The sequence below is a fragment of the Comamonas piscis genome (genome assembly GCF_014109725.1).
GTDB lineage: Bacteria > Pseudomonadota > Gammaproteobacteria > Burkholderiales > Burkholderiaceae_C > Comamonas > Comamonas piscis.
Genome location: NZ_CP058554.1, coordinates 121,708 through 138,641 on the forward strand (window position 1 = coordinate 121,708; position 16,934 = coordinate 138,641).

At 60.1% G+C, this 16,934-nt stretch carries 24 protein-coding genes; 6 read left to right on the top strand and 18 right to left on the bottom strand.

The window, feature by feature from the left end:
• Window positions 1-6 precede the first annotated feature (6 nt).
• The 7 genes from atpG to HS961_RS00610 are packed head-to-tail and all read right to left on the bottom strand — an operon-like array spanning window position 7 to window position 5,224.
• A complete protein-coding gene (gene atpG, locus HS961_RS00580; RefSeq protein WP_182325891.1) occupies window positions 7-879 on the bottom strand; it encodes a F0F1 ATP synthase subunit gamma in 873 nt (290 codons plus the stop codon).
• Window positions 880-897: 18 nt separating this feature from the next.
• Window positions 898-2,457, bottom strand: coding sequence for a F0F1 ATP synthase subunit alpha (gene atpA / locus HS961_RS00585; protein WP_182325892.1), 1,560 nt, complete (start codon window positions 2,455-2,457; stop codon window positions 898-900).
• Between the two features lie 41 nt (window positions 2,458-2,498).
• Window positions 2,499-3,047: a F0F1 ATP synthase subunit delta gene (locus HS961_RS00590; protein WP_182325893.1), complete on the bottom strand. Its 549-nt coding sequence runs from the start codon at window positions 3,045-3,047 to the stop codon at window positions 2,499-2,501.
• A 12-nt stretch (window positions 3,048-3,059) separates the two neighbouring features.
• Window positions 3,060-3,530 (bottom strand): F0F1 ATP synthase subunit B, encoded by a 471-nt coding sequence (locus tag HS961_RS00595; protein ID WP_182325894.1) that lies wholly within the window; start codon window positions 3,528-3,530, stop codon window positions 3,060-3,062.
• A 35-nt stretch (window positions 3,531-3,565) separates the two neighbouring features.
• The gene (gene atpE / locus HS961_RS00600) at window positions 3,566-3,814 is read right to left on the bottom strand and encodes a F0F1 ATP synthase subunit C (protein ID WP_021025615.1); all 249 of its coding nucleotides are present in this window, start codon (window positions 3,812-3,814) and stop codon (window positions 3,566-3,568) included.
• A 52-nt stretch (window positions 3,815-3,866) separates the two neighbouring features.
• Complete coding sequence (gene atpB / locus HS961_RS00605; protein ID WP_182325895.1) at window positions 3,867-4,730, bottom strand: F0F1 ATP synthase subunit A; 864 nt, start codon at window positions 4,728-4,730, stop codon at window positions 3,867-3,869.
• Between the two features lie 20 nt (window positions 4,731-4,750).
• Entirely contained in the window at window positions 4,751-5,224 is a 474-nt protein-coding gene (locus HS961_RS00610) for an ATP synthase subunit I (protein WP_182325896.1), read from the bottom strand.
• A 219-nt stretch (window positions 5,225-5,443) separates the two neighbouring features.
• Here HS961_RS00610 and HS961_RS00615 point away from each other — a divergent pair, with 219 nt between their 5' ends.
• The 3 genes from HS961_RS00615 (at window position 5,444) to lipA (ending at window position 7,637) form a co-directional block, all read left to right on the top strand.
• Window positions 5,444-5,755, top strand: a complete 312-nt coding sequence (locus tag HS961_RS00615; protein WP_182325897.1) for a YbeD family protein — start codon at window positions 5,444-5,446, stop codon at window positions 5,753-5,755.
• 57 nt (window positions 5,756-5,812) lie between these two features.
• Window positions 5,813-6,517, top strand: coding sequence for a lipoyl(octanoyl) transferase LipB (gene lipB / locus HS961_RS00620; RefSeq protein ID WP_182325898.1), 705 nt, complete (start codon window positions 5,813-5,815; stop codon window positions 6,515-6,517).
• Between the two features lie 139 nt (window positions 6,518-6,656).
• A complete protein-coding gene (lipA, locus tag HS961_RS00625; protein WP_182325899.1) occupies window positions 6,657-7,637 on the top strand; it encodes a lipoyl synthase in 981 nt (326 codons plus the stop codon).
• Window positions 7,638-7,722: 85 nt separating this feature from the next.
• On the opposite strand, the gene HS961_RS00630 is transcribed toward lipA, so the two are convergent.
• Window positions 7,723-8,313 (bottom strand): cysteine hydrolase family protein, encoded by a 591-nt coding sequence (locus tag HS961_RS00630; protein WP_182325900.1) that lies wholly within the window; start codon window positions 8,311-8,313, stop codon window positions 7,723-7,725.
• A gap of 139 nt (window positions 8,314-8,452) precedes the next feature.
• Here HS961_RS00630 and HS961_RS00635 point away from each other — a divergent pair, with 139 nt between their 5' ends.
• Window positions 8,453-9,445 carry a GlxA family transcriptional regulator gene (locus tag HS961_RS00635; protein WP_182325901.1) on the top strand — a complete coding sequence of 331 codons (993 nt, stop codon included), beginning with the start codon at window positions 8,453-8,455 and terminating at the stop codon, window positions 9,443-9,445.
• Window positions 9,446-9,451: 6 nt separating this feature from the next.
• Here the strand turns inward: HS961_RS00635 and ptsP are convergent, their stop codons facing one another.
• From ptsP to HS961_RS00655, 4 genes are all read right to left on the bottom strand, one after another.
• On the bottom strand, window positions 9,452-11,212 hold the full coding sequence (ptsP, locus tag HS961_RS00640) for a phosphoenolpyruvate--protein phosphotransferase (protein WP_182325902.1): 1,761 nt from the start codon (window positions 11,210-11,212) through the stop codon (window positions 9,452-9,454).
• A gap of 214 nt (window positions 11,213-11,426) precedes the next feature.
• Window positions 11,427-11,696: an HPr family phosphocarrier protein gene (locus HS961_RS00645; RefSeq protein WP_182325903.1), complete on the bottom strand. Its 270-nt coding sequence runs from the start codon at window positions 11,694-11,696 to the stop codon at window positions 11,427-11,429.
• Window positions 11,665-12,114 carry a PTS sugar transporter subunit IIA gene (locus HS961_RS00650; RefSeq protein WP_182325904.1) on the bottom strand — a complete coding sequence of 150 codons (450 nt, stop codon included), beginning with the start codon at window positions 12,112-12,114 and terminating at the stop codon, window positions 11,665-11,667. Before HS961_RS00650 ends, HS961_RS00645 begins: the two co-directional genes overlap by 32 nt.
• A gap of 135 nt (window positions 12,115-12,249) precedes the next feature.
• The gene (locus HS961_RS00655; protein WP_182325905.1) at window positions 12,250-12,792 is read right to left on the bottom strand and encodes a hypothetical protein; all 543 of its coding nucleotides are present in this window, start codon (window positions 12,790-12,792) and stop codon (window positions 12,250-12,252) included.
• Window positions 12,793-12,928: 136 nt separating this feature from the next.
• Here HS961_RS00655 and HS961_RS00660 point away from each other — a divergent pair, with 136 nt between their 5' ends.
• Both HS961_RS00660 and HS961_RS00665 read left to right on the top strand, forming a co-directional pair.
• On the top strand, window positions 12,929-13,441 hold the full coding sequence (locus tag HS961_RS00660) for a TlpA disulfide reductase family protein (protein WP_182325906.1): 513 nt from the start codon (window positions 12,929-12,931) through the stop codon (window positions 13,439-13,441).
• A 115-nt stretch (window positions 13,442-13,556) separates the two neighbouring features.
• On the top strand, window positions 13,557-14,051 hold the full coding sequence (locus HS961_RS00665) for a GNAT family N-acetyltransferase (RefSeq protein WP_182325907.1): 495 nt from the start codon (window positions 13,557-13,559) through the stop codon (window positions 14,049-14,051).
• Window positions 14,052-14,165: 114 nt separating this feature from the next.
• On the opposite strand, the gene HS961_RS00670 is transcribed toward HS961_RS00665, so the two are convergent.
• The 6 genes from HS961_RS00670 to rplV form a co-directional block, all read right to left on the bottom strand.
• A complete protein-coding gene (locus HS961_RS00670; RefSeq protein WP_182325908.1) occupies window positions 14,166-14,672 on the bottom strand; it encodes a peroxiredoxin in 507 nt (168 codons plus the stop codon).
• Between the two features lie 127 nt (window positions 14,673-14,799).
• A complete protein-coding gene (gene rpsQ / locus HS961_RS00675; RefSeq protein ID WP_182325909.1) occupies window positions 14,800-15,069 on the bottom strand; it encodes a 30S ribosomal protein S17 in 270 nt (89 codons plus the stop codon).
• An 11-nt stretch (window positions 15,070-15,080) separates the two neighbouring features.
• On the bottom strand, window positions 15,081-15,278 hold the full coding sequence (gene rpmC, locus HS961_RS00680) for a 50S ribosomal protein L29 (protein ID WP_021025600.1): 198 nt from the start codon (window positions 15,276-15,278) through the stop codon (window positions 15,081-15,083).
• A 16-nt stretch (window positions 15,279-15,294) separates the two neighbouring features.
• Window positions 15,295-15,711 carry a 50S ribosomal protein L16 gene (gene rplP / locus HS961_RS00685; protein ID WP_021025599.1) on the bottom strand — a complete coding sequence of 139 codons (417 nt, stop codon included), beginning with the start codon at window positions 15,709-15,711 and terminating at the stop codon, window positions 15,295-15,297.
• A 2-nt stretch (window positions 15,712-15,713) separates the two neighbouring features.
• Window positions 15,714-16,577: a 30S ribosomal protein S3 gene (gene rpsC / locus HS961_RS00690; protein WP_182325910.1), complete on the bottom strand. Its 864-nt coding sequence runs from the start codon at window positions 16,575-16,577 to the stop codon at window positions 15,714-15,716.
• A gap of 16 nt (window positions 16,578-16,593) precedes the next feature.
• Window positions 16,594-16,926 carry a 50S ribosomal protein L22 gene (gene rplV, locus HS961_RS00695; protein ID WP_182325911.1) on the bottom strand — a complete coding sequence of 111 codons (333 nt, stop codon included), beginning with the start codon at window positions 16,924-16,926 and terminating at the stop codon, window positions 16,594-16,596.
• Window positions 16,927-16,934: the final 8 nt, after the last annotated feature.

The window sequence follows — 16,934 nt, forward strand, 5'->3', positions numbered from 1 at the left end:
GCTGTATTACACAGCCGCGGCGCCTGCGACGATTTCCGACAACTCGGTCGTAATCGCAGCCTGACGCGTCTTGTTGTAGATCAGCTTCAACTCGCTGATGACGTTGCCGGCGTTGTCGGTCGCGGCCTTCATGGCCACCATACGTGCAGACTGCTCGGAAGCCATGTTGTCTGCAACGGCTGAATAAATCAGCGACTCCACATAACGCACGAGCAGCTCGTCGATCACGCTTTGCGCATCGGGCTCGTAGATGTAATCCCAGCCGTGGCTGGTAGCCGGTGCCGAACCCTCGATCGCATCTTGCGACAGAGGCAGCAACTGCTCCACCAGCGAGTCCTGCTTCATCGTATTGATGAACTTGGTGTAGCACAAATAGACTGCGCTCAGCTTGCCCTCAGCGTACTGGTCGAGCAAGACCTTGGCCGGTCCGATCAGTGCGTCGAGGTGCGGCGTATCGCCCAAGGCGGTAGCGTTGGCCACCACCTTGACACCCACGCGCGTCAGAAAGCCCAGACCCTTGCTGCCAATGGCCACGGCCTCTGCGCTCACACCAGCGGATTGCAGGTCCTTGAGCTTGTGAGTCACGGCACGCAGCACATTGGTGTTCATGCCGCCGCACAGGCCCTTGTCAGTCGTCACCACGATGATGCCGACCTTCTTGACGTCGTTCGACACCATGAAGGGGTGGACATACTCGGGGTTTGCCTGGCTCAGGTGAGCTGCAATTGCGCGAATCTTGTCGCTATATGGACGGGCTGCCTGCATCCGCTCTTGCGCCTTGCGCATTTTGGATGCGGCAACCATCTCCATGGCTTTGGTGATCTTCTTGGTGTTTTCCACCGATTTGATCTTGCCGCGTATTTCCTTGCCTGCTGCCATGATGACTCCTCGCCTGGCTTAAGCGAAGGACTTCTTGAATGCAGTGATGGCTGCAGTCAGTTCAGCTTCGTCCTTGCCTTCCTTGTCGAAAGCCTTCTTCTCGTTCAGACGTTCCACCAAGGCGCCGTAGCTGGTCTTGAGGAATTGGTGCAGACCCGATTCAAAGGACAAAACCTTCTTGACTTCGATGTCGTCCATGAAACCCTTGTTCACGGCAAACAGCGACGAAGCCATCAAGGCGACGGGCAGTGGGCTGTACTGGGCTTGCTTGAGCAGCTCAGTCACGCGGGCACCACGGTCCAGTTGCTTGCGGGTTGCATCGTCCAGGTCAGAGGCGAACTGTGCGAAAGCAGCCAGCTCACGGTACTGTGCCAAGTCGGTACGGATACCGCCGGACAGGCCCTTGATCAGCTTGGTCTGTGCAGAACCACCCACGCGGGACACCGAGATACCGGCGTTGATAGCGGGACGGATACCGGCGTTGAACAGGCTGGTTTCCAGGAAGATCTGACCATCGGTAATCGAGATCACGTTGGTAGGCACGAAGGCCGACACGTCACCCGCTTGCGTTTCGATGATCGGCAGTGCGGTCAGCGAACCGGTCTTGCCCTTGACTTCACCCTTGGTGAAGGCTTCCACGTAGTCGGCGTTCACACGTGCAGCACGCTCCAGCAGACGGCTGTGGAGATAGAACACGTCGCCGGGGAATGCTTCGCGGCCTGGTGGGCGGCGCAGCAGCAGCGATACCTGGCGGTAAGCCACGGCTTGCTTGGACAGGTCGTCATACACGATCAGGGCGTCTTCGCCACGGTCGCGGAAGTACTCACCCATCGTGCAACCCGAGTAGGCCGACACGTACTGCATCGCAGCGGATTCGGAAGCGGTAGCGGCCACGACGATGGTGTATTCCATCGCGCCGGCTTGTTCCAGCGCGCGCACCACGTTCTTGACCGACGAAGCCTTCTGACCAATAGCCACGTACACGCAGGTAACGCCTTGGCCCTTTTGGTTGATGATGGCGTCGATAGCCACAGCGGTCTTGCCGGTCTGGCGGTCACCAATGATCAGCTCGCGCTGGCCACGGCCCACGGGCACCATTGCGTCGATGGACTTGATGCCCGACTGCAGTGGTTGGTCCACGGATTGACGTGCGATAACACCAGGCGCAACCTTTTCGATCACGTCGGTCATCTTGGCGTTGATAGGACCCTTGCCGTCGATAGGCTGACCCAGTGCATTGACCACGCGGCCAATCAGCTCGGGGCCCACGGGCACTTCCAGAATACGGCCGGTGCACTTGACGATGTCGCCTTCCGAGATATGGGTGTATTCACCCAAGATCACGGCGCCCACCGAGTCACGCTCCAGGTTCAGTGCCAGACCGAACGAAGGCTGACCATCGGCGCCTGCTGGGAATTCCAGCATTTCACCGGCCATCACATCGGACAGGCCGTGCACGCGCACGATACCGTCGGTCACCGACACAACCGTACCTTGGTTACGGATATCGGAATTGCCTGACAGACCCTCAATGCGGCTCTTAATCAGTTCAGAAATTTCTGCGGGATTGAGTTGCATTACTCACTCCTTTTCATGGTTTAGCCGAATCCTCGATCTGCTTACGCAGTGAGGGTTGCTTTCATTTGTTCCAGACGGGCTTTGACGGAGGTGTCGAGCACCTCGTCGCCGACCACAACGCGCACGCCGCCAATCAGCGATTCGTCCACGGTGGTGCTCAGATTGAGTTGGCGGCCAAAGCGTTTTTCCAGCACGGAGCCCAGCGCATTCAATGCGGCGTCATCCATGGGGAAGGCGCTGACCACCAGCGCATCGGACGAGCCGTTGCCGCTGTTGACCAGTGCGCGAAATTGCTTGGCCACTTCAGGCAGCGCATCCAGACGACGGTTCTGCACCATCGTGCGCAGGAAATTGCGCGCCAGATCTGACAAGGCCCAACCGCGTGCCAGCGTCACACCGGCCATCACCTCGATCACCTGTTCGTTGGTGACGTTGGGATTGTCGGCCAGTTGGCGCATTTCCGGATCGGCGGCAATCGCCGCCAGTTCGTCCGTCCAAGACAGCGCATCGCTCAGGCCAACACTCTTTTCAGTGCAGGCCTTGAACAAGGCTTCAGCGTAAGGACGGGCAATGGTGGCGAGTTCTGCCATTTCGTTGCTTCCTTACAGCTCAGTCTTCAGGCGATTGAGCAAATCACTGTGGACCGCAGGATTGACTTCCTTGCGGAGAATCTGCTCGGCACCCTTGACTGCCAAAGCAGCAACTTGCTCGCGCAGCGTTTCGCGCGCTTGGATCACTTGCTGCTCGGCATCTGCACGAGCGGCGGCAATGATCTTGTTGCCTTCTTCGGTAGCACGGGCCTTGGCCTCTTCTACGATTGCTTGGGCACGACGGTCTGCGTCCGCGATACGCGACGCTGTCTCATTGCGGGTTGCGGAAAGTTCTTCCTCAACGCGCTTGTTCACAGCTGTCAACTCGGACTTTGCCTTATCGGCAGCAGCAAGACCATCGGCGATTTTCTTAGCCCGCTCATCCAACGCCTTAGCAATAGGTGGCCACACGAATTTCATCGTGAAGAGCACCAGAATCAAGAAGACAATGGCCTGAACGAACAGGGTCGCGTTAATACTCACGGCAACACCTTTCTATCTACGGCGTTGATCGGAGCTTAGGCCAGTTGGAATGGGTTGGCGAAAGCGAACAGCAGAGCGATAGCAACACCAATCAGGAATGCAGCGTCGATCAGACCAGCCAAGATGAACATCTTGGTTTGCAGTTCGTTGATCAGCTCAGGCTGACGTGCCGACGATTCCAGGAACTTGCCGCCCATCAGAGCAATACCGATCGAAGCGCCGATTGCGCCCAGACCAACAATCAGACCACAAGCCAGAGCGACGAGACCGAGAACGTTTTCCATGATGACTCCTGAGAAAAAAAAGAAAGGTTAAGAGAAAGAGGAAAGGGAACAGTTAGTGAGATTCATGTGCCTGGCCGAGATAAATCAGCGTCAGCATCATGAAAATGAAGGCCTGCAGAGTAATCACCAGAATGTGGAAGATCGCCCAGATCGTGCCTGCAATGATGTGCCCCACGGGGAGCAACACACCAGAGAGCGACATAGCGGCTGCGCCACCCATCAGGGCAATCAGCATGAACACCAACTCACCAGCGTACATGTTGCCGAACAGTCGCATACCGTGCGACACCGTCTTGGCAACGTATTCGATAATCTGCATCAGCAGATTGATAATGCCGAGGATCACGGCAAAGACAGGATTCTTGCTGGTGCCAAAGGGTGCCGAGACCAGCTCATGCGCCCAGCCACCCAGGCCCTTGATCTTGACGCTGTAGTACAGGCACAGCACCAGCACCGCGGTCGACAGACCCAGGGTGGTCGACAGGTCAGCCGTTGGCACCACACGCAGATAGGCGTGGTGGTCAGCGGTCGCACCTTGCCACAGCAGCGGCAGCAGATCGACGGGCAGCAAGTCCATCGCGTTCATCAGGAAAATCCAGACGAAAACGGTCAGCGCCAGAGGGGCAATGAATTTACGGGATTGTGCGTTGTGGATATTGGCCTTGGCCTGGTTATCCACCATCTCGACCAGCATCTCGACCGCTGCCTGGAAACGACCAGGAACGCCGGATGTGGCGGTGCGCGCTGCCAGCCACATCACGAAGATGCCCAGCAGGCCCAAGATCACGCTCACGGAGATCGAATCAAGGTTAACCACCGAGAAATCGATGATCGACTTTTGCTTGATATTCTGAAGATGCTGCAAGTGGTGAACGATGTATTCACTTGCAGTGGGTGCATTCGCTTCTGCGGCCATCGGACAACTCTTCTTCTCAATTACAAAATTTTTGCAGATCTGGTCAGCAGCCAAAGCGCCAGCCAGTACGTCTTCATCACTACAACCAGACCCAACACCAGAGCCAACCAGTTGAGTCCCGGCACGACCAGGGGCGCCAGCAACAGCAGCACCACGGTCAGAACCAATTTTGCGATCTCCAGTCCAAAGAATCGGACCATGGCAACATTCTCTTGCCCAGCCCCCAGATGCAGCCGCAATCCACGTGCAAAAAAGGCAGCAGGAATCACCACCGCCGCCGCACCGTATGCCACCGACCACATCCATCCGGCCCGCTGCGTCACCAGACCCACCAATACGGTGAGCACCACCCCGACGACCAGCTGCCACTTCACCACACGCACCACCGATACCGGCGGGTGACGTTGGCGCCACTCGGCTGCTTCTTGCGCAGTCAGGGGCTTGAAGTCCGACTCTTCGGCCACATGTTCTTCTTGCGGAGCATTTGTTGTCATTGTGTTGGCTCCCGGGCAGAACAACCTAGCCAAAGCCTGCGATTATAAGGATAAACCCGTTGCAATCGGGAAGCGTTTTGTTGCGCGTCTGTTTTTTTGCAGCACGCCAGCACCTCTTCGCCCTCTTTTGGCGTCAGCCCCCTCTGACAAATTCCACAACAGGAAGATGGCTTATGGACTGACTCCGCATCACTTCACAGCTTCTGTTTTAATAGCAAAATGACCACCCCTACACCTTCTGCTGACACCGGCGACACCAGCACCGATCCTCGCAAAGATTCGCTGATTGAATACCCCTCAGAGTTCCCGATTAAGGTGATGGGGCTCAACCAGGACGGCTTCGTACACGCGGTCACCGCCATTGCCAAGGAACATGACCCCTTCTTTGACGCTAGCACCGTAGAGCTGCGCCCCAGCAGCGGTGACAAATACCTGGGCGTCACCATCACCGTGACGGCCACCAGCCGCGAACAGCTCGACAACCTCTACCTTGCGCTCACCTCCAACCCTCTGGTCAAGGTCGTACTGTAAGCGCGCCTTGTTGTCACCTTTGTGAACCCCGCCGGCTTTCCATGCCGGCTCTTTGCCATGCAAACCCGCTTTCTTGGCCGGGCGGATTACGCGCCCACGCTGCAAGCCATGCAGCAATTCACTGCGCAGCGCACGCTGCAAGACACTGACGAGCTATGGATTTGTGAGCATCCCGCCACCTTTACCCAGGGTGTGGCGGGTCTGCCCAGCCATCTGTTGCATACAGGCGACATTCCCGTGGTACAAACCAACCGAGGTGGTCAGGTAACCTACCACGGCCCGGGGCAAGTGGTCGCTTACCCACTGATCGACCTCCAGCGCGCCGGCTACTTCGTCAAAGAATTTGTGTTCCGCATTGAAGAAGCGGTGATCAGGACCTTGGCCACGTTGGGGGTAACCGGCCACCGCGTCGCTGGGGCGCCCGGTATCTATGTGCGCCTGGATGACCCCTTCTCCCATGCGATGCTGGACCAGCGCCCCCAATTGCGCGAGCCCGGCAGCGCCGCGCCCGAACCCGTGTTTGATGGTCTGGGCAAGATCGCTGCGCTGGGCATCAAGATCAGCCGCCACTGCAGCTACCACGGCGTGGCGCTGAATGTAAAGATGGACCTGGAACCCTACCACCGCATCAACCCTTGCGGTTATGCCGGGCTGCAAACCGTCGATCTTTCTACAATCGGGGTTAACGCCGACTGGGAGGACGTGGCCAAGACCTTGGCGCGCGAGCTTTCCTCCCGCTTGGTGACTGCCGGTTCTGCATAACCCGGAGCAGCAGCGCACGCCCCATTCCCCACCAAGGGCGGCGCAGCTGCCTCGGGCCGTCCTTGCTCAGAGCCTACGGTCACACCGGTTTTGTCTGCGCTGGGCGCACAGGACGCGGTGAAACAACTAAAGTGAGCATATGAGCACCAATGAAGTCGTGCGTGAAGCACAGTCCGCCGCCAACTACAACCCACTGGCCAAGCAAAAGGCAGCGGCCAAGCTGGCGCGCATTCCGGTCAAGGTCCAACAAGCCGAGGTGCTGAAAAAGCCCGATTGGATCCGCGTCAAGGCCGGCAGCCCCACGACCCGTTTCTACGAGATCAAGGACATCCTGCGCCAGAACAACCTGCACACCGTCTGTGAAGAGGCCAGCTGCCCCAACATCGGCGAATGCTTTGGCAAGGGCACAGCGACCTTCATGATCATGGGCGACAAGTGCACGCGCCGCTGCCCGTTCTGCGATGTGGGCCATGGCCGCCCGGACCCGCTGGACATGAATGAGCCGCTGAACCTGGCGCGCACCATCGCCGCGCTGCGCCTGAAGTACGTGGTGATCACCAGCGTGGACCGCGACGACTTGCGCGACGGTGGCTCCGGCCATTTTGTCGAGTGCATCAAGAACATCCGCGAGCTGTCTCCGACCACGCAGATCGAGATCCTGGTGCCCGATTTCCGCGGCCGCGATGACCGCGCACTGGAGATCCTCAAGGCCGCGCCGCCCGATGTGATGAACCACAACCTGGAAACCGCACCACGTCTGTACAAAGAAGCGCGCCCCGGCTCCGATTACCAGTTCAGCCTGAACCTGCTCAAGAAGTTCAAGGAACTGCACCCCGATGTGCCGACCAAGAGCGGCATCATGGTGGGCCTGGGCGAGACGGACGAGGAAATCCTGCAGGTGATGCGCGACATGCGCGCCCACAACATCAATATGCTGACCATCGGCCAGTACCTGGCGCCGTCGAACAGCCACTTGCCAGTGCGCCGCTATGTGCACCCTGACACCTTCAAGATGTTTGAAGAAGAGGCCTACAAAATGGGCTTCACCCATGCGGCCGTGGGCGCCATGGTGCGCTCCAGCTACCATGCGGACCAGCAGGCGCACGCAGCAGGCGTCTAAACGCTAAGCACCCACAACAAAAAGGCGGCCCCTGACGAACAGGGGGCAGCCTTTTTGCTTGGGCGCGTGTGGCTGAAGGACGGTTTTATCCCAGCGCGGCGCTGCTGCCGACCACGACGGCATACAGGTCACCAATGGTGGCCATCGCGCTTTGGTGCAGTTGCGCTGCAGAGACTGCGCCAGCAGCCGACTGCAAGGAACGCGTTGCGCAGGCATTGGCCACGACGGTGGCGCGGTTGCCGCGCAAAAACGCACCTTCTGCGGTGAAGGTAACGCACATATGGCTCATGAAACCAATGATCACCAGCTGCGCGTTGCCCGCAGCATCCACCTGCTGGGCCAGGTTGGTGTTGTGAAAGGAGTTCGGGGCCGTCTTGACCACTACGGGTTCATCCGACAGCGGTGCCACGCTGGCATGGATCTGGCCGATCTCGGCGCGGATGTCATAAGGTGAGCCCTCACCGCCGTCGTGCATCACATGGATCACCTTGGCGCCGGCGGCACGGGCCTGGGCCAGCAGCCGCGAGGCGGCATCCAGCGCCGCTTGCCAGCCCTCCAGCTCCATGACGCCCTGGGTGTAGGTATTTTGGTAGTCCACCAGAACCAGGGTCGATTCGGCCAGCACGGCGGGCTTGGCGTCCAGTTGGTTGAGTTCGCGTAAAGTGCTGGTATGCATGATTGTTGCCTTGTGTGGGTGGGTTAGGTTAGAGCCACCAACAGCGGTGGCGACATGACTGCATCTTAGGCACAGTGCCCGCTGCGGACAATGCCGTCTTTGCCGCAGAAACCGACACCCGCCTCCTCAGAAAGACCGCATGCCGCACCCAGAACGCCTGATCGTGATCCTGTTGTTTGACCGGGTGGATCTGCTTGACGTGACCGGCCCACCCGAGGTGTTTGCGCTGCTCCAGCGCGAGATGGAGGAGCCTTGCGGCTACAAGGTAGTGCTGGCGGCGGAGTCGCTGGAGCCGGTGACTACGGCAGCCGGCGTGCGCGTTCTGCCCGATATCCGCCTGGACAGCCTGCAGCACCAACCCATCGATACCTTGATCGTGCCAGGCTCAGTGGAGACGGATGCCAGAGGCCGGGTGCAGGCGCTGGCTGATCCGCAGGTGGTGCAATGGGTGCAGGCCCTGGCCAGCCAGTCGCGCCGCGTGGCCTCGGTCTGTGTGGGCGCGCATATCCTGGCCGCCGCCGGTTTGCTGGAGGGCAAGGAGGCCACCACACACTGGTCCACTGCCGCACAGCTGGCCCAGGACCATCCCGATATCCGTGTCGATGCCGACCGCATCTACATTCAGCAGGGCCGCATCTGGACCGGTGCTGGCCTGACCACCTGCCTGGACCTGGCACTGGCCTTGGTGGCCGACGATTTTGGCAATGCCCCGGCGATGCGCGTGGCGCGGCAGCTGGTGATGTTCTTGAAACGCACCGGCGGCCAAAGCCAGTTCAGCGTCATGCTGGAGCCGCTGTCCAGCACGCGCCGCATGGAAAACCTGCGCCAGTACATCGCCCTTAACCTGGGCCAGCCGCTGTCGATGCCCGATCTGGCCGAGCAGATGCATGTCAGCGACCGGCAGTTGGCCCGCATCTTCAAAACCGAGTTGGGCATGACGCCAGCGGCCTACCTGGAGGCCGCAAGGGTGGAGGCAGCCCGCCAGCAGCTGGAGGCCACCGATGCCTCGCTGGAGCGGGTGGCCGAGACCTGCGGCTTCAATACCACCGACACCCTGCACCGCGCCTTTCGCCGCCAGCTGGGCACCACCCCGGGCCAGTACCGCAACCGCTTTCGCGCGCCTGCGGAATAGCTGCGCTCAGCGCTCCAGCACGCCGGCCGGGTCTTCCGAATCGATGACCTGCTGGGCCCAGCCTTCCAGGCGACGCGTATCGGCGCGCAGCACCTCTTGCTTGATGGCCAGAATCTGCGCTGGCTGCATGGAAAAGCTGCGCAAGCCCAAGCCCAGCAGCAGCCGCGTCATGGCCGTGTCCCCCGCCATCTCGCCGCAGACGCAGACCTCCTTGCCCGCCGCCTTGGTCGCCTGAATCACCTCTGCCACCAGGCGCAGCACGGCCGGGTGGAACGGGTCATAAAGCTGCGAAACGGCCTCGTCGGCGCGGTCAATCGCCAAGGTGTACTGGATCAGGTCATTGGTGCCGATCGACAGAAAATCGAAATACTTCAAAAAGGTGCGCACCGTGAGCGCTGCCGCTGGTATCTCGATCATCGCGCCCAGTTTGACCAGGCCCTGGGGCACATTGCGCTCGCGCAGCTCTTGCGAGGCCTGCTCGACCAACGCCAGGGTCTGCCTGATCTCGCTGACATGGGCCAGCATGGGGAACAGCAGCTGCACCGGGCCATGGGCCGCAGCGCGCAAGATGGCGCGCAGCTGAGTGCGGAACATGTCCGGGTCCGCCAGGCTGAAACGGATGGCCCGCAGCCCCAGCGCGGGGTTGAGGTAGTAGTCCTTGGGCTGGGCTTTGTCCAGAGGTTTGTCGGCACCAATGTCCAAGGTGCGGATGGTCACCGGCATGCCCTGCATGCCCGCCAGCGCCTCGCGGTAGGCGCGGTACTGCTCCTCTTCGCCGGGCACCTTGCCGCCCCGGCCCATGAACAGAAACTCGGTACGGAACAGCCCTACGCCCACGGCACCGGCCTTGACGGCGGCCGGCCCATCGCCAGGCAACTCAATATTGGCCAGCAGCTCGATGCGCTCGCCATCGATAGTGATCGACGGCGTATCGCGCAGGCGCGACAGGCGCTCCCGTTCCAGCCGCATCTGGCGCTGCTTGAAGCGGTACTCCTCCAGCAAAATCGGCGAGGGATCGATAATCACCTCGCCGGCATCGCCATCGATGATCACCCAGTCATCGGCACGGATCAGCTGGCTGGCGGTGCGCGCACCGACCACGGCCGGGATGTCCATGCTGCGCGCGACGATGGCGGTGTGGCTGGTCTTGCCACCCACGGCCGTCACAAAACCGGCAAACACGCTTTGCTTGAACTGCAGCATATCGGCGGGTGAAAGGTCATTGGCGATCAACACCATCGGTGCATCGCGCTCATCCACCACCCAGTCGTGCTGGCCCTCTTGCACCCCCAACGGCGCACTGATGGGCGCCGCCACCGGGCTGGAGACGCCGCGCATATGGCGAAGCACCCGCTCCACCACCTGCTGCAGGTCGAACTTGCGATCACGCAGGTACTCGTCGTCCATCTCGTCAAACTGGCGGCAGAGCAGCTCCAGCTGTGCGGTGAGCGCCCATTCGGCGTTGTAAAGGCGTTCACTGATCAGCTGGCGTACGCCGGACGAGAGCATGTCGTCCTGCACCAGCATCAGGTGTACATCCAAGAGCGGCTCCAGCTCTTGCGGGGCATCTACGCCCAGGTCACCACGCAACCGCTGCAGCTCTTCGATCACCGCCAAGCGGCCCGCGCGCACCCGGTCAATCTCACGCGCGACCTGGTCGGGCTCGATCAGGTAGTGGGTCACCTCCAGGTGGCTGGATGCGGCCATGACTGCCCGGCCAATGGCGATCCCCCGGGCCACTGCAATTCCATGGATGGCGAATGTCATGCGGAACTTCCTCTTCGCTGGCACATGTTGCGCCAAGCTGATTTATACGCCTGTCGCAGAAGACTGTACAAGCACGGGGACTGGGAAGGGGTGGGCGCTCCCACCAGGGCTGGCGAGCGTATGCCATGTCAGGCAGCCGCAGCGGGCCGCCGCCGGCACTGGTGGGCAGCGCGTGGCGTTTGCGCTGCGCCGATCCGGAACGCCAGGCAGCGACTTATTCGCCTTCGCCGAACTTGTCGTTGACGAGGGCCAGCAAGGCATCCATGGCCTGCTGCTCATCGGCACCCTCGGTCTCGATGGTCACCTCCGTACCGATGCCGGCAGCCAGCATCATCACGCCCATGATGCTTTTGGCATTGACGCGGCGCTCGCCCCGCGTGATCCAGACCTCGCAGGCAAAGCTGCCGGCGAGCTTGGTGAGTTTGGCAGACGCGCGGGCATGCAGGCCCAATTTATTGCTGATGGTGACTGCGGTCTTGATCATGTGCTCGGGTATTTTGGTTCTGTGGCGTGTTCTGCGTCACCTGCATGATGCCTTGGCTACCACCGGCAATGGCCCGGGCCACGAGGCTGTCCAGCTCCTCATGGCGGTAGCACAGCGCGCGCAGCAACATCGGCAGGTTGACGCCGGCGACCAGCCGTGTCGATGCACGGCGCTTGGCCAGCTCCTGCGCAATATTATGCGGGGTTGCACCGAACACATCGCTGAGCACCAGCACCGGGCCGCTGTGGCTGTGATCAAGCATGGCTTGCGCCTCTTGCAGGCAAGCCACCGGATCGGCGCTGGCAGCCACATCCAGCGCCATCAGGTGCTCCCCGCTGTCGGGGAACACATGCGCGGCGCATTGCGCCAGCGCCTGGGCCAGCGGTGCGTGGGCGATCAACAATATCCGGTTGCTCATCAATACAAAAGGTTGTGTTTAACGAAGGCGCAATGGGCCAGCAGTCTGCCCACCCGCATCCTTTGCCAGTGTAGCGATTTTGCCGCACTGCAACATTGGTAGTGTTGCTTAGCCAAGCGCACTGCAAGGTACCGCTCAGCGCAGTTGCAGCCCCTGCACAAAGCTCTGCAATGCCGTTGCCGCCACCGGTTTGCCGGGCGCCAACACCATTGCCTGGTAAATGCGCACCTGCTGGCCCTGCGTGCGAGCAAACCAGCGCGCATCAGCATAGACGGTCTTTCCTTGTGCATTCTTCCCTTGCCATTGCACTTGGCGCGCCTGCGGCAGCTCCAAGGTGCCGGGCCACACCAGCACCTGGCCCGGCAGGGGCTGCCAGGCATCGGGGATCTGCAGCTGCTGGTACAAGGCCTTTTGCCAGTCGCCCATGACAACAGCAGCATCCTGGGGCTGAACCACGGCATGGGCCAGTGTGTAGGTGGCTCCATCGGCCTCGCAACCCACCATGGACACGGACAGCTGCTGCGTACCCCAGGCCACATCGCGCACCGCTCGGTCAGGTTTGCAGGGCAGCATCAGCGCCAAGGGTACATCATCCAAAGCCACGGACCGCCAGTTCAGCGCCGGGCTGCAGGCTCCCAGCAGGGCAGCGGAGAAGATCAGGCAGCGAGCTAACGTCATCAGGCGATTATGGGTGCTGCACCGCGATGGTCAATCAGTACGAGCAGGTATGCCGGGCCGCAAACCAGCGCTGGACGGCCTGGTCGCATAATGGCTGGGCTTACGAACTTTTTGCAGCACCTTGACTCTCAGCCCCATGCCCAAAAAATCTACCACCACCGTCTTCTCCGCCATCGCCATTGCTGCGGCATTGGGCGTGGGTGCGTATGTTTACCAAGGCAGCGGGCAAATCACTGCGCCTGAGAGCCAGTTTGTGCTGCTCAATGGCAGCACCCAGACGACCTCCGACATGAAGGGCAAGGTCACCCTGGTGAACTTCTGGGCCACCAGCTGCACCACCTGCGTGGCGGAGATGCCCGAGATCATCAAGACCTACGACAAGTTCAAGGACCGGGGCTACGACACGATGGCCGTGGCCATGCACTACGACCCGCCCAGCTATGTCGTCAATTTTGCCGAGTCCCGCAAGCTGCCGTTCAAAGTGGCCATCGACAACACTGGCAAGATCGCCAAGGACTGGGGCGACATCCAGCTGACCCCCACCACCTTCATCGTCAACAAGCAGGGCCAAGTGGTCAAGCGCTATGTGGGTGCGCCCAACTTTGACGAGCTGCACAAGCTGATCGACAAGCTGCTGGCCGAGACCTGAGTCCGCCACCGAATCCTGCGCCAAGTCAAAACCGTCCTCCAGGGGCGGTTTTTCTTTGGGGGCTCGCCCGCATGTGGGCGCTACACTGCCCATTCCTTGACTAAGCGCATTCGCTGTGGACCGACCTGAGATAACGTTCCTGCACCCCTCCACGCCAGAAGAGTTTGCGGTGACCCGCGAGATCTTTCTGGAGTATGCCCAATCACTCGATATTGACCTGGGCTTTCAGGGTTTTGAGGAAGAACTGGCCGAGTTGCCAGGTGAATATGGCGCGCCTCGGGGCGACCTGGTGCTGGCCTTGGTAGAAGGCTCGGTGGCAGGCTGCTGCGCACTGCGCCCGATGGACGATGTTGACTACAGCAATGCCTGCGAGATGAAACGTCTCTATGTGCGCAAGGCCTTTCGGGGCTTTGGCCTGGGCCGGCAACTGGTGGACTACACCATGTCCAGCGCCATCCGGCTGGGTTACGACTGCATCTTGCTCGACACCCTGGACAGCATGGAATCGGCCCGCGCGCTGTATGCCGACTTTGGCTTTGAAGAGATTCCGCCCTACTACCACAACCCGGTATCGGGCACGCATTACCTCAAGGCAGACGTGCACCCCTGAGCGCGGGTGCTTTCAGCCACAAAAAAGCACGCCTCGGCGTGCTTTGCTGTTTTTGGGTGGGCGGCCGGCTGGCCCGCCCGACATGGGGCGGATGCCCGCCAATCCAGGGGCCGCTTAGGCCTTGGCTTGTGCCAGGATCGTGTCGGCATCGCTGACCGTGAACTGGCCAGGGGCTTCCACGTTCAGCTGCACGACCTTGCCATCCTTGACCAGCATGGAGTAGCGGTTGCTGCGCAGGCCCAGGCCCTTGCCGTTCAGGTCCAGGGTCAGGCCGGTAGCCTTGGCAAAAACGGCATCGCCGTCGCCGATCATGCGCACTTTGCCGTCGGTGTGCTGGTCCTTGCCCCAGGCACCCATCACAAAGGCGTCATTGACCGACAGGCACCAGATTTCGTCCACACCTGCGGCCTTGAAAGCCTCGGCTTGCTCCACGTAGCCAGGCAGGTGCTTGGCCGAGCAGGTGGGGGTGAACGCGCCGGGCACCGCAAACAAAGCGATGGTCTTGCCAGCCGCTTCCTTGGTCACATCGAATGCGTTAGGGCCCAGGCTGCAGCCATTGCCTTCAACCGCCACAAACTCGCTCAGGGTAGCTGCGGGAAGCGAATCGCCAACTTTGATCATGGTGTACTCCTTGTAAATTGCCACTATGGCAGTGAGCCCGCTGACCGACGGGTCAAACGGGCATAAAAAAACGACCCACAGATTGTGGGTCGTTTTTCAAGTTACGTTGGTGCAAGTCGCAAAAGACTTAAACCAATGCAGCCTTTTGCACCAAGCGGGTAGCAACCCAGTTCTTGGTCTTGGAGAGCGGACGGCTCTCGGTGATTTCAATCATGTCGCCGGTGTTGTACTCGCCATTTTCATCATGGGCGTGGTACTTGCTGGACTTGATCATGATCTTGTCGTAGATCGGGTGCTTCACGCGACGTTCTACCAGAACGGTCACGGTCTTTTCACGCTTATCGCTGACCACCTTGCCAATCAAGGTGCGCTTGAGGGATTTTTTAGCTTCCGTCATGTCGGCTCCTATTACTTGGCGGCTTGCTTTTCAGCAAGAATGGTCTTGGCACGTGCCACATCGCGGCGGGTAGCCTTGATGGTAGCGGTGTTGCCCAGTTGTTGCGTTGCCTTTTGCATGCGCAGACCAAAGTGAGCCTTTTGCAAGGACTTGATCTCGGCTTCCAGGCCAGCAACGTCTTTTTGGCGCAGTTCAGCAGCTTTCGTCATATCGATTTCTCCTGAATTAAGCGCCAAGCTGACGGGTGACGAACGTGGTGCGCAGCGGCAGCTTGGCGGCAGCCAGGCGGAACGCTTCACGGGCCAGTTCTTCGGGCACGCCAACGATTTCGAACACCATCTTACCGGGCTGAATTTCAGCCACGTAGTACTCTGGGTTACCCTTGCCGTTACCCATACGGACTTCAGCAGGCTTGGTCGAAATTGGCTTATCAGGGAACACGCGGATCCAGATACGGCCGCCACGCTTCACGTGACGGGAGATTGCACGACGTGCAGCCTCGATCTGGCGGGCCGTCAAGCGGCCACGGTCCGTGCATTTCAGGCCGAAATCACCGAACGCTACCGTGTTACCACGGGTTGCGATACCAGTGTTGCGACCCTTTTGCTCCTTGCGGTATTTGCGGCGAGCAGGTTGCAGCATAGTTATTCTCCTTTACCGTCCGCTGCTGTAGCGGGCGCGTCAGTCTTGCGAACGCGCTTAACGGAATCAGCACCAGCGCCGGCGGGCTTGTCGCTACCGTCTGCAGGAGCCGTGTTACCACCAGCGGGGCGACGAGGGCCACGCGATGGACGATCGCCATTGCGGTTATCACGACGAGGACCACGTGGACGACGCTCATCATCAGGACGTGGCGTTTCTGCGGCTGGCAGATCGTTACGACCCAGAGTGTCACCCTTGTAGACCCACACCTTCACGCCGATCACACCGTAGGTGGTCTTGGCTTCGGAGGTGCCGTAGTCGATATCAGCGCGCAGGGTGTGAAGTGGCACACGACCTTCGCGGTACCACTCGGTACGTGCGATTTCGATGCCGTTCAAACGACCCGACGACATGATCTTGATACCTTGAGCGCCCAGACGCATCGCGTTCTGCATCGCACGCTTCATGGCGCGACGGAACTGGATACGCTTTTCGAGCTGCTGGGTGATCGAGTCAGCGATCAGCTTGGCATCGATTTCAGGCTTGCGCACTTCTTCGATGTTCACTGCCACTGGCACGCCCAGGCGAGCAGCGAGTTCCTTCTTCAGGGCCTCGATGTCTTCACCCTTCTTGCCGATCACCACACCAGGACGAGCCGAGTAAATGGTGATACGGGCGTTCTTGGCAGGACGCTCGATCAGAACGCGTGCCACGGCAGCGTTCTTCAGCTTCTCTTTCAGGTACTCACGAACCTTGATGTCTTCGGCAAGCATGCCGGCGAAATCACGGTTGCTTGCGTACCAGCGGCTAGACCAGTTACGGCTGACCGCCAGACGGAAGCCGGTAGGATGGATTTTTTGTCCCATGTTCTTCCTTTAGGCCTCAGTTACCCACGGTCACATAAATGTGGCAGGTAGGCTTGCTGATGCGGTTGCCGCGGCCCTTGGCGCGAGCGGTAAAACGCTTGAGCGTGGTGCCTTGCTCAACGAAGATGGTCGTAACCTTCAGTTCGTCGATATCAGCGCCGTCATTGTGCTCAGCGTTGGCGATAGCGGACTCCAGAACCTTCTTGACGATCACAGCAGCTTTTTTCTGCGTGAACTCGAGAATGTTCAGAGCTTGGTCAACCTTCTTGCCGCGAATCAGATCCGCAACCAGACGGCCTTTGTCAACCGACAGGCGAACGCCGCGGAGGACTGCACGTGTTTCAGACATGGTCTACT

Bases quoted from the DNA above. Each gene is read 5' to 3' on its own strand.
- atpG (WP_182325891.1), bottom strand. From the start codon at position 879: ATGGCAGCAGGCAAGGAAATACGCGGCAAGATCAAATCGGTGGAAAAC.
- atpA (WP_182325892.1), bottom strand. From the start codon at position 2,457: ATGCAACTCAATCCCGCAGAAATTTCTGAACTGATTAAGAGCCGCATT.
- HS961_RS00590 (WP_182325893.1), bottom strand. From the start codon at position 3,047: ATGGCAGAACTCGCCACCATTGCCCGTCCTTACGCTGAAGCCTTGTTC.
- atpE (WP_021025615.1), bottom strand. From the start codon at position 3,814: ATGGAAAACGTTCTCGGTCTCGTCGCTCTGGCTTGTGGTCTGATTGTT.
- atpB (WP_182325895.1), bottom strand. From the start codon at position 4,730: ATGGCCGCAGAAGCGAATGCACCCACTGCAAGTGAATACATCGTTCAC.
- HS961_RS00610 (WP_182325896.1), bottom strand. From the start codon at position 5,224: ATGACAACAAATGCTCCGCAAGAAGAACATGTGGCCGAAGAGTCGGAC.
- HS961_RS00615 (WP_182325897.1), top strand. From the start codon at position 5,444: ATGACCACCCCTACACCTTCTGCTGACACCGGCGACACCAGCACCGAT.
- lipB (WP_182325898.1), top strand. From the start codon at position 5,813: ATGCAAACCCGCTTTCTTGGCCGGGCGGATTACGCGCCCACGCTGCAA.
- lipA (WP_182325899.1), top strand. From the start codon at position 6,657: ATGAGCACCAATGAAGTCGTGCGTGAAGCACAGTCCGCCGCCAACTAC.
- HS961_RS00630 (WP_182325900.1), bottom strand. From the start codon at position 8,313: ATGCATACCAGCACTTTACGCGAACTCAACCAACTGGACGCCAAGCCC.
- HS961_RS00635 (WP_182325901.1), top strand. From the start codon at position 8,453: ATGCCGCACCCAGAACGCCTGATCGTGATCCTGTTGTTTGACCGGGTG.
- ptsP (WP_182325902.1), bottom strand. From the start codon at position 11,212: ATGACATTCGCCATCCATGGAATTGCAGTGGCCCGGGGGATCGCCATT.
- HS961_RS00645 (WP_182325903.1), bottom strand. From the start codon at position 11,696: ATGATCAAGACCGCAGTCACCATCAGCAATAAATTGGGCCTGCATGCC.
- HS961_RS00650 (WP_182325904.1), bottom strand. From the start codon at position 12,114: ATGAGCAACCGGATATTGTTGATCGCCCACGCACCGCTGGCCCAGGCG.
- HS961_RS00655 (WP_182325905.1), bottom strand. From the start codon at position 12,792: ATGACGTTAGCTCGCTGCCTGATCTTCTCCGCTGCCCTGCTGGGAGCC.
- HS961_RS00660 (WP_182325906.1), top strand. From the start codon at position 12,929: ATGCCCAAAAAATCTACCACCACCGTCTTCTCCGCCATCGCCATTGCT.
- HS961_RS00670 (WP_182325908.1), bottom strand. From the start codon at position 14,672: ATGATCAAAGTTGGCGATTCGCTTCCCGCAGCTACCCTGAGCGAGTTT.
- rpsQ (WP_182325909.1), bottom strand. From the start codon at position 15,069: ATGACGGAAGCTAAAAAATCCCTCAAGCGCACCTTGATTGGCAAGGTG.
- rpmC (WP_021025600.1), bottom strand. From the start codon at position 15,278: ATGACGAAAGCTGCTGAACTGCGCCAAAAAGACGTTGCTGGCCTGGAA.
- rplP (WP_021025599.1), bottom strand. From the start codon at position 15,711: ATGCTGCAACCTGCTCGCCGCAAATACCGCAAGGAGCAAAAGGGTCGC.
- rpsC (WP_182325910.1), bottom strand. From the start codon at position 16,577: ATGGGACAAAAAATCCATCCTACCGGCTTCCGTCTGGCGGTCAGCCGT.
- rplV (WP_182325911.1), bottom strand. From the start codon at position 16,926: ATGTCTGAAACACGTGCAGTCCTCCGCGGCGTTCGCCTGTCGGTTGAC.